Genomic DNA, 12511 nt, shown 5'->3' with positions numbered 1-12511 from the left:
CGGGAAGCACGGCGCGGGGCCGCGACCGGTCCCCGTTCCGGTCGCGGCCCCGTCCGTGCGGGTGTTGAGGTCGGTCACGAGCCGCAGGAGGTCATGCAGAGCCGCGCGTTCGCCGACGACAAGATCTCCTTCGCCTTCGACAACGAGATCGAGGCTCCCTCCACCCGCACGAACCTCCCCGGCGCCTTCGCCGCCGACGATGTCGTCGACCACACCTACCGCCAAGCCATCACCGCCGCCGCCAGCGGCTGCCAAGCAGCACCGGCCTCCGAACGCCACCTGGCAGCACCGGCGCACAGGGTCGCCGCGTCGGTCACCGCCTGACGCTCTGAATGAATACCTGTGTTCGCGGCCTGAGATTTTAACGACCATCGCGGAGAGGGTTTTTGCCAGCGACACACAGGGCGAAATATTCGACGCGCACGGACCACGGTGACCGTGCTACTGTCGAACTCAGTTGCAGTTTTGGTACCCAAAAGCTTCAAGCGCCTCCGGCCGGTCACGCGCCGCACGGAAGCGCTTTTTCCGGTCATTTTCCGGGCAGGGCATCATCGCGGCGACACGGCGTCCGTACGGTACGGACACCGGCGTACTGCCCTAAGGAGATATGACATGGCTACTGGCACCGTGAAGTGGTTCAACGCGGAAAAGGGTTTCGGCTTCATCGAGCAGGACGGCGGCGGTCCTGACGTGTTCGCCCACTACTCGAACATCGCCGCCCAGGGCTTCCGCGAGCTCCAGGAGGGCCAGAAGGTCTCCTTCGACATCGCGCAGGGCCAGAAGGGCCCGACGGCCGAGAACATCGTTCCCGCCTGACGCTGACGCGTAATACGTAGCTGGGGCCCGCATCCCTCGGGGTGCGGGCCCCAGCTACATGCATTTCGCAGGGTCCTCACACGCACCTGCGTCTCTCACACTTCTTTCGCGCCCGCTTGTGCCGACAATTTCTCGTCCTGAGCCAAGCCGCCTGCTTTCGCATTTCATTCGGCCCGTGCCTGTGATTACCCACGCCGCTTCTCCGCGCGGGAATTCCTCGATACGCGCCGTATCAAAGGAAGGTTCTGAATGAACCCCACACGCACGAACAGCCGTTCCTCCCGCACCCGCCGCAACGGCGGCCACACGTACGACTCCTCCGCCGGAACGGGCCAGGGGGGTCGCTTCGGTTCGTCCGCGCCGAGCCGTTCGGGAGGTCCGAGCCGGTCGGGCGGTTCCGGTCGGCGGCCCGCCCCGGTGCAAGGGGAGTTCGCCCTGCCGAAGACGATCACTCCGGCGCTGCCCGCCGTCGAGGCGTTCGCCGATCTCGACATGCCGAGGACCCTGCTGGCCGCGCTCACGGCTCAGGGCGTGTCCGTGCCGTTCCCGATCCAGGGGGCGACACTGCCGAACTCCCTGGCGGGCCGTGACGTCCTCGGCCGCGGCCGGACCGGCTCCGGCAAGACCCTCGCCTTCGGCCTGGCCCTGCTGGCCCGCACCGCCGGACAGCTCGCCGAGTCCCGTCAGCCGCTCGCGCTCGTCCTGGTCCCCACCCGGGAACTCGCGCAGCAGGTCACGGACGCCCTCACCCCCTACGCCCGCGCCGTGAAGCTGCGCCTGGCCACCGTCGTCGGCGGCATGCCGATCGGCCGACAGGCGAACGCGCTGCGGAGCGGCGTCGAGGTCGTCGTGGCCACCCCCGGCCGTCTCAAGGACCTCATCGACCGCGGCGACTGCCGGCTGAACCAGGTGTCGATCACCGTCCTGGACGAGGCCGACCAGATGGCCGACATGGGCTTCATGCCGCAGGTCACCGCGCTCCTGAACCAGGTCCGCCCCGAGGGCCAGCGCATGCTGTTCTCCGCGACCCTGGACCGCAACGTCGACCTCCTGGTCCGCCGCTACCTCACCGACCCCGTCGTCCACTCCGTGGACCCCTCCCAAGGCGCGGTCACCACGATGGAGCACCACGTCCTGCACGTGCACGGCGCCGACAAGCAGCGGCTGACGACGGAGATCGCGGCGCGCGACGGCCGGGTGATCATGTTCCTGGACACCAAGCACGCCGTGGACCGACTCACCGAGGACCTCCTCGGCTGCGGTGTCCGGGCCGCCGCCCTGCACGGCGGGAAGACCCAGCCGCAGCGCACCCGCACCCTCGCCCGGTTCAAGACCGGGCACGTCACCGTCCTCGTCGCCACGAACGTCGCGGCGCGCGGCATCCACGTCGACAACCTCGACCTCGTCGTCAACGTCGACCCGCCGACCGACCACAAGGACTACCTCCACCGCGGCGGCCGTACCGCGCGGGCCGGCGAGTCCGGCAGCGTCGTCACCCTGGTCACCGCCAACCAGCGCCGCGACATGAACCGCCTCATGGCCGCCGCCGGCATCGTGCCCGAGACCACCCAGGTCCGCTCCGGCGAGGAGGCACTCACCCGGATCACCGGCGCGCGGACCCCCTCCGGGATCCCCGTGACGATCACCGCGCCGCCCGCCGAACAGCGCAAGCGCGGCACCACCTCCCGCGGCCGGCGCGGCCCCGCCTCGGCCGCCCGGCGCGCCGGCGGACGGCGTTCCGCTGTCGGCGCGGCAGCCTGAGCGCCACGTGATCCGGAAGCTGACCCATCTCCGCAGGAGGCACGTTGTGACGCCGGTCCAGACGCAGCACAGCTCGACGCATGCCACCCTCGCACCCAGGACGGTGGTCGACGCCGTGGACCCGGCCGGACCACACGTCTGCGACGACATGACCGTCGAGGTGGCCCTTTCCGTCATGGTCGGGGCCCGCACCGGACACTTGCTCGTCTGCGACAACGACGGTCAGTGCACCGGTCTGGTCACCCGGGCCCAGCTCACCGCCGTCCGCGACAGCGCCGTCTACACGGACCGGCTCCAGCTGCGCGACCTCTCCGGCGACGGCGGGCCGCTCACCTCGGCCACCGCCTTGACGATCGGGCGGGCGGTACGTCCCCGGGTCGTCACCCCGTCCGTCGTGGGCGAGCAGGACGACACTCCGGGCGCCCCCGCGCCCACCCTCGTCCTCGCGTGAACCGCCTCACCACGGCGGAACCATCCCCTTCCTCTCCCTGTGAGGCATCGTGCGCTGTGTCATCGCCCGCTTCCCGTTCGACCTCACCAAGAGCGGCGTCCTGGAGACCATGCGGGGCGTCAAGCCCGAGGAGGTCGTCGGCGAGTCCGTGACCATCGGCCGCCGTACCTACCCCGTCAAGCAGGTCGGCCAGGTCATCACCCGCCAGGACCGCCGCGACTTCAGTGCCGGTGAAGTCCTCCGCGCCATGACCCGGCTCGGCTTCACCTGCCGCGGCCTCCCCCAGAACGCCGCGCCCGCCCGCGCCCTCAACCCCCTCCAGCACGCCTCCGCGATGCTCGGCGCCCCGGCGGCGGCCTGACCGTGACCCACGGGCGAACGTGAGCTGACACTCGGGCAGCCGAGAGGGCCCGACCGGCGGGTGCCGGTCGGGCCCTCTCGCGTATCGGTGTATCGGCTTCTCCAAGGGCGGGAAGTCAGTGATCGGAGTAGCTGAAGTCGCCCATGGTCCAGGCGCTGACATTCGCGATCGAGATGCGGTACATCCCGCCCGTCTCCGGGATCCCCACCGTGCCCTGAAGAATCCGCGCCATGTGGAAGTGCAGATACGCGGGCGGTCCGTCCCTCCGTGTCGTAGCGGTGAAGGCGGCGGAGAACTCTCCCAGGTGGGCGGAGTCCGCCAGGACCTCCGAGACCCGCTGCCTCCATACCGCTTCGGGCGCCAGTCGGCCGGTGATGACAGCTCCACCGGTGACCACCGTCAGGGACATCTGATTGCTCTGCCCGGACTCCACCAGCGTGGCAATGTCAACGAGCAGCTCGTCAAGCTTCGACATGAGAGCCGATCCTATTCACGGGTCGCCCCCTCCGCTCAACCGGTCGTGCCACTGGGCGAGAAGCGCCGTCACCGTCTTCCCACCAGAGGCACGCCGCGTGGCCGAGGTCGCTATGGCGACCGGTTGACCATGTGCCGGCCGAAGCTCCGGTGGCGCGGTTGAGTTCGGGGTGCACATGCGGGGGACGGGTCAGAAGGAGGTGGTTCTGTGCCGGGGTTGGTGGAGTTCGGCTTTGCCGAAGAGGAGGGCGTAGCCGGAGGGGAGTTGGTTGATGATGCGGTCGAGGAGTTCAGGTCCGGCGAGTTGGGATACGGCGGCGAGGACGGCGCCGATGTTCCAGCGGGCGCCGGCGGGTGTGCTGCCCGTGCGCTGGGCGAGGTCCTTGACGAACTCCCACCCGGTGAGGGGTGTGACGGCGGGGACCTGGGCGGTGAGGACGAGGGTGGCCTCGACGGGGAGGCGTGCGGCGAGGTCGACGCGTTCGTCGCCGACGAGCTGTCGCCCCAGAGCGGCGAGCACTGACCGCACGGCTTCGTCGGCGCGTTCGAGGGTGGGGTAGGCGCCCTCGTAGCGCACACGCTCGAGCATCTGGGAGTAGGGCGCCGCGCTGGTGATGCTGCCGTGAGCGGCTGTTGTCGTGGTCTCGGTCTGAAGAGTCATGCCGGTGGAGATCGCCGTTCTCTTCGGGCCCGGCCCCTGGGACCGGGGGAGCGAACACGTTTCAGGGGTCGCCGGCTCACCGGGGGTGGTGTGGCCGGCCGAAGAGGAGGTCGTAGCCGGGCGGGAGCTGCAGGAGGATGCGGGCGGTCAGTTCCTCGCCGGCCGCGTCGGCGGCGACGCTGAGGACGGCGCTGACGTCCCAGGCCGCGGTCCGTTCGGTGGCTCCTTCGATCCAGGCGGCCGTCGCGCGTACGAAGCGTTCCGGTGAGAGAGGCTCGGTGGCCTGGAGCGGGTTGAGGAGCACCAGGGCGAAGGTCTCCGGCAGGCGGGCGGCGAGTGCGGCCCGCACATCACCGACCAGATGGGCGCCGAGCAGCGCCAGCACGGTGCGGGCGGCGCGTTCGGCCTCCTGTGGCGAGCTGTAGTCGCCGCGCTCTTGGACCTTGTCGAGGAATGCCTGCCAGTGCAGTCTCATCACGACCCCCTGTCGCATACGTGGATGCGGGGAGCGGAGGACGGAGGAGGGGGAAAGGCTTCCGCCCTCCGCTCCCGGTCTTTCCTACGGTTCAGCCGCTGATCTGCTTGCGGTCGTCGCCCCGGCCGATGGTGATCTTGCGGGGCTTGGCGCGCTCGGCGATCGGGATGCGCAGCGTGAGCACGCCCGCCTCGTAGTCGGCCGTGATCTTCTCGGTGTCGAGGGTGTCGGCCAGCATCAGCTGCCGGGAGAAGACGCCGAGGGGCCGCTCGGACAGCTCCATCTGCACGTCGTCGGCCTTCGCGACGGGGCGGCGCTCGGCCTTGACCGTCAGCATGTTCCGCTCGACGTCGATGTCGATCGCGTCCAGAGCGACGCCGGGCAGGTCGAGGGCGATGACGTAGACATCACCCTCACGGTAGGCGTCCATCGGCACCGCGGAAGGCCGTGACCAGGTGCCGGTCGTACCCAGCATCTGCTGGGTGAGACGGTCGAGTTCGCGGAACGGGTCGGTGCGCATCAACATCGCGAAACACCTCCATCGGGATCAGGCAGTGACTGCCAATGCGCTGCATCTGCCTCCGTTGTAGCATGTCATCCGAACGACGACAAGCTGAATGTCAACGGATGGACGACATGACGAAGAGGGCGTGATCCTGTGACAGGAGCCGACCAACCGGTCACCTTTCCCGCGGCGCTCGCCGCCCTGGCCGCGATCGACGAAGCGGTACGGGCAGCCCGGTCCGCGACCCCCGACACGACACCTCACGGCTCCTCGGAGGAAGCACTCGCCGCCCTCCTCCTCCTGCGTGAGCTGCGCGAACAGCTCGCCGCATGGGAGCCCGGCTTCATCGAGGCCGCCCGCGACGCCGGCGCCAGCTGGGCCGATCTCGCCCACCCCCTCGGCGTCACCAGCCGACAGGCAGCCGAACGGCGCTACCTCCGCGTACGCCCCGGCAACCCCGGCACCACCGGAGAACAGCGCGTCCAGACCATCCGCGACCGCCGCGCCGCCGACCGCACCATCACGGCCTGGGCCCGATCGAACGCCGCCGACCTACGCCAACTCGCCGGACAGATCACCGCCCTCGACACCCTGCCCACAGACACACAGGCCGACCTCTCCGCAGCCCTCGCGCACAGCGACCCCACCCTGCTCCTCGAACCACTCGCACGCACCCACGCCCACCTGACCCCTCTCCAACCCGAGCTGGCCAAGCGCGTCGACGACCTGACCCGCCGCACCGAAGACCTCCGCGACGAAAGCGACCAGCGCCGCTCCCACACCCCACAGCCCTGACCCGGGAACCTCACAGCGGTCCTCCTCGCCCATCGCGAGCCCCGCCACCGCCCGATCCTTCACGTCACTGTTCGGGGTCGATTACCTTCACACCGGACACCCGAAAATCTATGTCGGCCGGAGTAGACATTGGGCGGTGGCGTGGCTATGGTTTCTCTCGTAGCCCAGAGAGACAGTAGGGCCCGGCAGACATGAACTGCCGGGCAAGCGGTACCAGCAGTACAGGTGGTTGCAGTTCGCAGGACGGTGCGGCGGTGGAGTTCCGAAGCCAGGGATGTTGCAGGACGGCGACGGGACTGGCGGCCGGACCGGGTGGCCCGCAGTGATCAGGGGCCGCCGCAGCGGGACCGCGGTCATGGCAGATGCGGTACCCGTGAGTGCAGTGCGCAGTAACCCAGCAGTGAAGAGTGAGCAGTACCCCTGGTGAAGGCGTCGGCTGCGGGCGCGCGCACCGGGAAGTTCGGCAGTGGGGTTCCAAGCCAGAGAAGACGCAGGACGGGCAACGGGGCTGGCTGCCGAAGAGTGGCGCTGTCACAGGCCGCTGAGCGGTTCGCATCACCAGCAGTACCCGCAGTAAGCAGTACCCCGTAACAAGCAGTTGATCACCGAGGAAGAACGGAGGAACCCGCGCCATCAGGATCGCCCGGGCGGAAGTACTGAACCCGGGTACCGCAGGACATCGATAGTGAGGTGGTCTCCGGTCAAGCAACCGCGATCCCCGCGCCCCCGACAGCAGTCAAGTCGGGTCCGCGGACACAGAACGCCGGCGCAGTATCAGGGCCGGCAGGTGGTGTAGTAGTTCCTTCGGGGCCCTGGTGCCAGTACGGCACCAGGGCCCCTCCATGCGTTTCCCAGAGAGGTGCAAATGACAGCAGATGACTCGTACGGCCGTCTCGACGACGACGACTACCCCGCCTACACCATGGGCAGGGCCGCCGAAATGCTCGGCACCACACAAGGATTCCTCCGCGCCATCGGCGAAGCCCGCCTCATCACGCCGCTGCGCTCGGAAGGCGGCCACCGCCGCTACTCCCGCTACCAGCTGCGGATCGCCGCCCGGGCCCGCGAACTGGTCGACCAGGGCACCCCCATCGAGGCCGCCTGCCGCATCATCGTCCTCGAGGACCAGCTCGAAGAGGCCCAGCGCATCAACGCCGAATACCGCCGCGACGCCGCATCCGACGCGCCGCCGGACTCGGCTTGAGGTGAGTCAGCTCCTCGTCGGCATCAACCGACGGGTGCAACCCGAAGGCTTGGCGGCGGATTACTCACGAGCAGAAGCCCGCGCGAGGTCCGCCCCCATGTCAGCACTGCGCGTGGCCTGGTAGATGTAGATGCCGTATGCCCGGCCTGCGCGGAGCACGTTGCGCATCGGTCAGCACTGTCCGCGCCGGGTCGAGAACTCATGTCCGGAGTCGCGCGTCAGGCCGTCGACGCCTGTCGATTCTGCTCCCACTCGGTCCGCGCAGGAGAGCGAAGGCGGCCACGTCGCCGCCGCCCCGCGGAGTGGCGTCGAGGACACTCGTGAACGTCGCGTGCCACCGGCACCCTCACTCCGCGAGCCGCCCAAGGTGGCGCTTGACCTCGACAGAGAGGAGGGACGGCAGGTCGCCCGCGCACACACCAGCCGCTGGACTCGGAGTCGCCCTCGATGGGAGATCTTCGCTTTCAAGCAGAGCTCTTAACGACAAGTAATCCTTGCGATTTATCGGCGTGGGGTCCACACTCTTCCCATGACCGACAAAGCCCGCACCCGAGCTCCGCAGGCCGCCCTGACCGACAGGCAGAAGCTCGAACTGGACCGGGCGAAGAAGGCCGCCGACGACGCCGTCGCGCACTTCCGTGAGACCGCGGGGCGTATCGCCGTAGACCTCGGCCGCGGCGGAGCTCCGGCCGTCGCCAGGCACATGGAGTGGACACCCCAGTACGCGTCCGCCCTCGCCGCCGCCTACAAGGCCAAGCAGGCTGCCCAGGGCAGCGGGAGCGAGGAGGTGGCGGCATGACGACCGCCCCCAGGCCATCAGGCATCCCGCCCATGCCCGAGCGGAACACGAAGGCGTTGCGCGCCGCGATCGCCGAGCACACACCGCAGCTCCTCGCCGACTTCGACACCCACTGGAAGTGGGCCATCGGCGACGCTCACGACATCGCCCCGGTACCGGCGTTCCTCGCCCAGTGGTGGGCCGAGTTCGCCATCGCCCGCGATCCCGCGCTCGACCGGCACATCCACGATCTGGAAAACCGGGCAGCCGACGCGACGACGAACGCCGAAGCCACGCAGTTGCTCACGCAGGCCGCGCACCTCCGGCGCGAGGCGGGGAAGGCGGAGCCCGGCCAGTGAGCGACTTCATGGGGCCGCCCTGGCAGATGGACTGGGTCGATACGGCCCGAACCACCCGCGACTCCCTGCCCAAGCCGGTCCGCGACCTGATCGACAGCATCCGAGCCGAACTGGTCACCGCCGAGGACCCCTGTTTCCGTGGCATCGACAACATCCCGGATCTCCCGCCCGGCTGCCGTATCGCGCCGCTTCGGTCGACGGTGCCGAACGGGCTGTACGTCTGCTGCTTCGATCACGGCCGGGGCTGGATCCACTACACGTTCACCCGACGCACCGCCGACCCTCAGATCATCGTCGAGGAGGTGTTCTGGCAGTGACCTGCCGCTTTCCCGTACACCTGTCCGGTCGGTGGACCAGACAACAGCACCCTCGGGAATCCAGCCCGCGCGAAAGCCGTGCCACAACGTGCCAGTATGTGCGGTAAACAGCAGTCGACAAGGGGGCCGCGGAAGCAGCCACGACGCCGCCGCCAGGGCACGTTCCCGCAGGTCAGGCGCCATGCACAGGCCCAAGTGCCGGGTGATTCCCAAGCTTGTAGCGCGGGTTCGATTCCCGTCATCCGCTCCATGACGAAGCCCCAGGTCAGCGACCTGGGGCTTGTTTGTTGGCAGGCCAGTCTCGCCGTTCGTGCACCCTTCAGCCACGCGGGTTGGGGCACGCGGAGGGCATGAACATTGCATTGTCTCGTCGAAGGTGTCGCATGAGCGCTCTGACCTGCCTTTACGGCGGCGTTACCGCCACTGCGGCCAGGTGGCAGCTCCGAGCCGTGTGTTACCTGTCCCGGAAACACGGGGTCGCTCCGCCCTCCTGCGGAATAATCAAGGTATGGCAGCCACGCCCAGCGTTCCCGAGCTCCGCCGCGCAAAATTCGCCAGGCGGCTTCCCGCCAAGCTCTCGGAGCTCGGCGGCCCCGCCCACGGCCATGTCGACCTTCCGCTGCACCTCGCGTGGTCCGGCCTGTCTCGGTTCGACCTCGACCAGCCCCGATTGCGGATGGGCTGCTATCGGATCGTGCTGGCCGAGGGGCAGCACGATGACCTGGTCCGCTACCTGAACCGGGAACTGCTCGTCGCCATGTGGCCCGTCCTGCGCACGTTGATCAGCCGGGACCTCCGCGATGTCTGGGAGGACGCCTTCAATGAACTGACACCCGACGCCCAGGCTGCCGCGTGAATCTCACGGAACTGCACCGACGGCTCCTCGCGGATGTCCTCGCCGTGGGCGATGTCTACCCGCTTGTGCTCACGGGTGGCTACGCCGTCCAGGCACACGGACTGGTCGACCGGCTCAGCAAGGACCTCGATGTTGCCACCGAGAACCCGGAGCCGATGGAGAAGATCGCCGCCGCCGTGCACGCCGGGCTGGAACAACGCGGATGGCAGGTACGAGCGTTGGAAACCGACCCGCTGTCCGCGCGGCTGATCGTCACCGACACCTCCACCGGCGAGGAGTGCGAGGTCGATGTCCTCAAGGAAGCTCTCTGGCGTCCGCCTGTGAAGACTCAGCACGGCCTGGTGCTTTCCCTGGAGGACGTGGTCGGCACGAAGGTTCGCGCGCTGGCAGACCGGGGCCTGGCGCGTGACCTGATCGACGTCCGAGCGGCAACAGATCGCTGGAGTCACATCGAGCTCGAAGAGCTCGGCCGCCGCCACGCGCGTGACGGCTTCGACCTCTCCGACCTTCAGTCCCGGCTCGCCGGCGCGGACTGGATCGATGACACCGAATTCGCGGCTTATGGACTCGACGACCAGCAGACCGTCGAGCTGCGCCGGTGGGCTCAGGAGTGGGCCGATGACATCGCAGAGAGACTTCAGGAAGCGGAAAGCCCACTCGACGACTGATCACCGGGCATCGGGCACGCGGAGGCAACGCCGCATCCCCGAGGAAGCAGGTCGTGCCCTGTCCGTGCCCTTCGGCGCGGCGAACAGCGGCCACCACGGGTATCGCCGAGCCAGCGAGAAGCGCCACGAAAGGACCTGTTTGCGCAGGTCAGACAGCGAGTGACCAAGCGGGGCGGCGGTGATTCCCAAGCTTGTGGCGCGGGTTCGATTCCCGTCATCCGCTCAGATACGAAGGCCCAGGTCAGCGACCTGGGCCTTCGTCGTTGTCTCGACCGTCGGCACGACCGGAATCCGGTCAGAACTGCAGCACCTCGCGGTCGAGCGGATACCGCGCGCGGTGGGGTCCGTCGTACGGCGAGGGTGTGATCGGCAGGACGCCGGTCGGCTGCAGGCCGATGTTGTCGTCCCAGATCCGGGGTTCGACGTGTCCGACGACGCGGAACTGCCGGAAGGTGAACGGCGGGCTGTCGGTCGGGAAGAACTCGGCTGTGGTCATCACCTGGAAGTGCAGGTGCGGCGTGGTCGAGTTGCCGCTGTTGCCGATCAGCCCGAGGACCCGGCCGGGTTCGACGCGGTCGCCTTCCCGGACCTTGAGCGAGCCGGGCTTCAGGTGGGCGTAGAGCAGATAGCGGCCCGGCGCGACCTCCAGGGTGACGTGGTTGCCGACGGTCTCCTCGATCGGCGGGACCGGCGGCGTGACGGGCGGCGCGTTGTCCGGGATCCCGTCCTGCACCTCCACCACCCTGCCGCCGGCCGCCGCCACGACCGGCTGCCGGTAGCTCAGGTAGCTGGTGAGCCGCGCGGGGTCGCCTTCCCAGGTCTGTCCCTGCTCGCCGACCTTGTACCAGTCGATCGCGAAGCGCTGCGGTACGTAGAAGCGGCCGTTGATCGGGCCGAGGCCGCGGCGGTGGTGGGTGTTGCCGCAGCACGACTCGCTGGAGTACCAGGTGCCGGGGCGGACCGGCGCGTTCAAGTTCAGCGGCGCGGTGCGGCCGGTCGGGGTGACCTGCACCGTCTCCTCGAACGGGGAGGAACCGGAGGCCGTGACGACGGCACCCGAGAGGTGGTGCTCGAGGACCTTGGGCACCCGCTGACCTCGGTCGAGGGCCAGGTCGAGCCAGATGACCCACTGCTGGGAGCCCGGGATGACGGTCGGCGTCGGCCCCGGGGGCGCCGGGGTGTACCCGTCCGCACCCGGCAGGGGGTCACCCACGGGATTGGCGGCGTCTGCCAGCGCCTGGCCACTCAGCGAGCCCACCACCCGGTGTGTGCGGGCGTCCCGGACCTCGACACGGTCGAGCCGCACCTGCGTGCTGCTGGACAGCGCGTTCGTGGTGAGCAGCTCGTACGAGAGGTGCGTCCTGCCGTCCGTGGCATGGAACGGCGTCGGTTCGGTCATCACCGCCGCCGTCAACGGCGTGAACTGTGGGCCGGGCGCAGGAGTGGCGGCGCCGGTGCCGTATCCCGGTGCCGTCGAAGCCGTCAGCAGGCCGACCGCGAGCACGGCGGCGGCGAGCCCGCGACGTAGCGGGCTGCGGCCGATGCGGTTGCGAGGGTGGCGCTCTGCCATGGTGCTCTTCCAGTCGTCGGGTCCGGGGCCGTGAAGGGCACCGGCACGCCCCGCGCCGAGGCGCAGGCTCATGTAATCCGGCCGAGCGGCGCTCCCGGCGGACGACGCCGGAGTCGGGTGCCGAAGTACACCCGTCCAGCCGCGCCCGACCGCCGGGTGGGTGCAGGTACGTGCCCCATCCGTGCCCTCCAGGACGGTGAACAGCGGTCCACTCGTCCTGGAGCCCCTCGATCGGGCGGAAGATCTCGGTACCGCGGAACCCCTCGAACCTGCTCTCCTCCTGGGTCATGCGGCGCTGCCATTCGAGGAAGTCGTCGACCTGGCCCGGGTGGACGCGGTGGGTCACCACGACGGTCACGAGCGGGTCCGCCGGCTGCGTGCCGCCGCTGATCACCTGCTGGGTCGCGGGACCGTCGAAGTACTTCGCGCCGACGTCGAGCAGTCTCTGCCGGGTCGCGCC

16 protein-coding genes and 1 pseudogene are annotated in these 12511 nt (G+C 69.2%); 12 read left to right on the top strand and 5 right to left on the bottom strand.

Annotated elements, in window-relative coordinates; translation table 11 throughout:
• Positions 1-87: 87 nt before the first annotated feature.
• The 5 genes and pseudogenes from AB0F56_RS08745 to AB0F56_RS08725 form a co-directional block, all read left to right on the top strand.
• Positions 88-324 (top strand): annotated as a pseudogene (locus tag AB0F56_RS08745) (hypothetical protein); the annotation flags it as partial.
• A 288-nt stretch (positions 325-612) separates the two neighbouring features.
• Positions 613-816, top strand: coding sequence for a cold-shock protein (locus AB0F56_RS08740; RefSeq protein WP_030939356.1), 204 nt, complete (start codon positions 613-615; stop codon positions 814-816).
• A gap of 249 nt (positions 817-1065) precedes the next feature.
• On the top strand, positions 1066-2577 hold the full coding sequence (locus tag AB0F56_RS08735) for a DEAD/DEAH box helicase (protein WP_362005743.1): 1512 nt from the start codon (positions 1066-1068) through the stop codon (positions 2575-2577).
• A 46-nt stretch (positions 2578-2623) separates the two neighbouring features.
• The gene (locus tag AB0F56_RS08730) at positions 2624-3028 is read left to right on the top strand and encodes a CBS domain-containing protein (RefSeq protein ID WP_362005740.1); all 405 of its coding nucleotides are present in this window, start codon (positions 2624-2626) and stop codon (positions 3026-3028) included.
• 49 nt (positions 3029-3077) lie between these two features.
• On the top strand, positions 3078-3389 hold the full coding sequence (locus AB0F56_RS08725) for an SCO5918 family protein (RefSeq protein WP_362005737.1): 312 nt from the start codon (positions 3078-3080) through the stop codon (positions 3387-3389).
• A 115-nt stretch (positions 3390-3504) separates the two neighbouring features.
• On the opposite strand, the gene AB0F56_RS08720 is transcribed toward AB0F56_RS08725, so the two are convergent.
• From AB0F56_RS08720 to AB0F56_RS08705, 4 genes are all read right to left on the bottom strand, one after another.
• Positions 3505-3864 carry a hypothetical protein gene (locus tag AB0F56_RS08720; protein ID WP_362005735.1) on the bottom strand — a complete coding sequence of 120 codons (360 nt, stop codon included), beginning with the start codon at positions 3862-3864 and terminating at the stop codon, positions 3505-3507.
• A gap of 189 nt (positions 3865-4053) precedes the next feature.
• Positions 4054-4452, bottom strand: a complete 399-nt coding sequence (locus tag AB0F56_RS08715) for a DUF2267 domain-containing protein (RefSeq protein ID WP_362006160.1) — start codon at positions 4450-4452, stop codon at positions 4054-4056.
• 148 nt (positions 4453-4600) lie between these two features.
• Positions 4601-4999 (bottom strand): DUF2267 domain-containing protein, encoded by a 399-nt coding sequence (locus AB0F56_RS08710; RefSeq protein ID WP_362005733.1) that lies wholly within the window; start codon positions 4997-4999, stop codon positions 4601-4603.
• A gap of 91 nt (positions 5000-5090) precedes the next feature.
• The gene (locus AB0F56_RS08705) at positions 5091-5525 is read right to left on the bottom strand and encodes an Hsp20/alpha crystallin family protein (protein ID WP_362005730.1); all 435 of its coding nucleotides are present in this window, start codon (positions 5523-5525) and stop codon (positions 5091-5093) included.
• Between the two features lie 132 nt (positions 5526-5657).
• On the opposite strand from AB0F56_RS08705, the gene AB0F56_RS08700 reads away from it, so the two are divergent.
• The 7 genes from AB0F56_RS08700 (at position 5658) to AB0F56_RS08670 (ending at position 10481) form a co-directional block, all read left to right on the top strand.
• Complete coding sequence (locus AB0F56_RS08700) at positions 5658-6299, top strand: type III effector protein (protein WP_362005727.1); 642 nt, start codon at positions 5658-5660, stop codon at positions 6297-6299.
• Positions 6300-7164: 865 nt separating this feature from the next.
• Complete coding sequence (locus tag AB0F56_RS08695) at positions 7165-7503, top strand: MerR family transcriptional regulator (RefSeq protein ID WP_362005725.1); 339 nt, start codon at positions 7165-7167, stop codon at positions 7501-7503.
• A 529-nt stretch (positions 7504-8032) separates the two neighbouring features.
• On the top strand, positions 8033-8302 hold the full coding sequence (locus tag AB0F56_RS08690) for a hypothetical protein (RefSeq protein WP_362005723.1): 270 nt from the start codon (positions 8033-8035) through the stop codon (positions 8300-8302).
• A complete protein-coding gene (locus AB0F56_RS08685; protein ID WP_327375401.1) occupies positions 8299-8640 on the top strand; it encodes a hypothetical protein in 342 nt (113 codons plus the stop codon). The genes AB0F56_RS08690 and AB0F56_RS08685 overlap by 4 nt, the downstream gene beginning before the upstream one ends.
• On the top strand, positions 8637-8957 hold the full coding sequence (locus AB0F56_RS08680) for a hypothetical protein (RefSeq protein ID WP_362005720.1): 321 nt from the start codon (positions 8637-8639) through the stop codon (positions 8955-8957). The genes AB0F56_RS08685 and AB0F56_RS08680 overlap by 4 nt, the downstream gene beginning before the upstream one ends.
• Before the next feature lie 508 nt (positions 8958-9465).
• Positions 9466-9813, top strand: coding sequence for a transcriptional regulator (locus tag AB0F56_RS08675; protein WP_362005718.1), 348 nt, complete (start codon positions 9466-9468; stop codon positions 9811-9813).
• Entirely contained in the window at positions 9810-10481 is a 672-nt protein-coding gene (locus tag AB0F56_RS08670; RefSeq protein ID WP_362005716.1) for a nucleotidyl transferase AbiEii/AbiGii toxin family protein, read from the top strand. Before AB0F56_RS08675 ends, AB0F56_RS08670 begins: the two co-directional genes overlap by 4 nt.
• A gap of 295 nt (positions 10482-10776) precedes the next feature.
• Here the strand turns inward: AB0F56_RS08670 and AB0F56_RS08665 are convergent, their stop codons facing one another.
• Complete coding sequence (locus AB0F56_RS08665; protein WP_362005714.1) at positions 10777-12051, bottom strand: M23 family metallopeptidase; 1275 nt, start codon at positions 12049-12051, stop codon at positions 10777-10779.
• Positions 12052-12511: the final 460 nt, after the last annotated feature.

The sequence above is a fragment of the Streptomyces sp. NPDC026092 genome, assembly GCF_040638605.1.
Lineage (GTDB): Bacteria > Actinomycetota > Actinomycetes > Streptomycetales > Streptomycetaceae > Streptomyces.
The sequence above is the reverse complement of the archived record's forward strand: the minus strand, read 5'-3'. Positions and strand labels throughout refer to the sequence as shown.

Excerpts from the sequence above, each read along its gene's own strand:
- AB0F56_RS08740 (WP_030939356.1), top strand. The coding sequence starts at position 613 with ATGGCTACTGGCACCGTGAAGTGGTTCAACGCGGAAAAGGGTTTCGGC.
- AB0F56_RS08705 (WP_362005730.1), bottom strand. The coding sequence starts at position 5,525 with ATGTTGATGCGCACCGACCCGTTCCGCGAACTCGACCGTCTCACCCAG.
- AB0F56_RS08735 (WP_362005743.1), top strand. The coding sequence starts at position 1,066 with ATGAACCCCACACGCACGAACAGCCGTTCCTCCCGCACCCGCCGCAAC.
- AB0F56_RS08715 (WP_362006160.1), bottom strand. The coding sequence starts at position 4,452 with ATGCTCGAGCGTGTGCGCTACGAGGGCGCCTACCCCACCCTCGAACGC.
- AB0F56_RS08665 (WP_362005714.1), bottom strand. The coding sequence starts at position 12,051 with ATGGCAGAGCGCCACCCTCGCAACCGCATCGGCCGCAGCCCGCTACGT.
- AB0F56_RS08675 (WP_362005718.1), top strand. The coding sequence starts at position 9,466 with ATGGCAGCCACGCCCAGCGTTCCCGAGCTCCGCCGCGCAAAATTCGCC.
- AB0F56_RS08720 (WP_362005735.1), bottom strand. The coding sequence starts at position 3,864 with ATGTCGAAGCTTGACGAGCTGCTCGTTGACATTGCCACGCTGGTGGAG.
- AB0F56_RS08690 (WP_362005723.1), top strand. The coding sequence starts at position 8,033 with ATGACCGACAAAGCCCGCACCCGAGCTCCGCAGGCCGCCCTGACCGAC.
- AB0F56_RS08710 (WP_362005733.1), bottom strand. The coding sequence starts at position 4,999 with ATGAGACTGCACTGGCAGGCATTCCTCGACAAGGTCCAAGAGCGCGGC.
- AB0F56_RS08695 (WP_362005725.1), top strand. The coding sequence starts at position 7,165 with ATGACAGCAGATGACTCGTACGGCCGTCTCGACGACGACGACTACCCC.
- AB0F56_RS08685 (WP_327375401.1), top strand. The coding sequence starts at position 8,299 with ATGACGACCGCCCCCAGGCCATCAGGCATCCCGCCCATGCCCGAGCGG.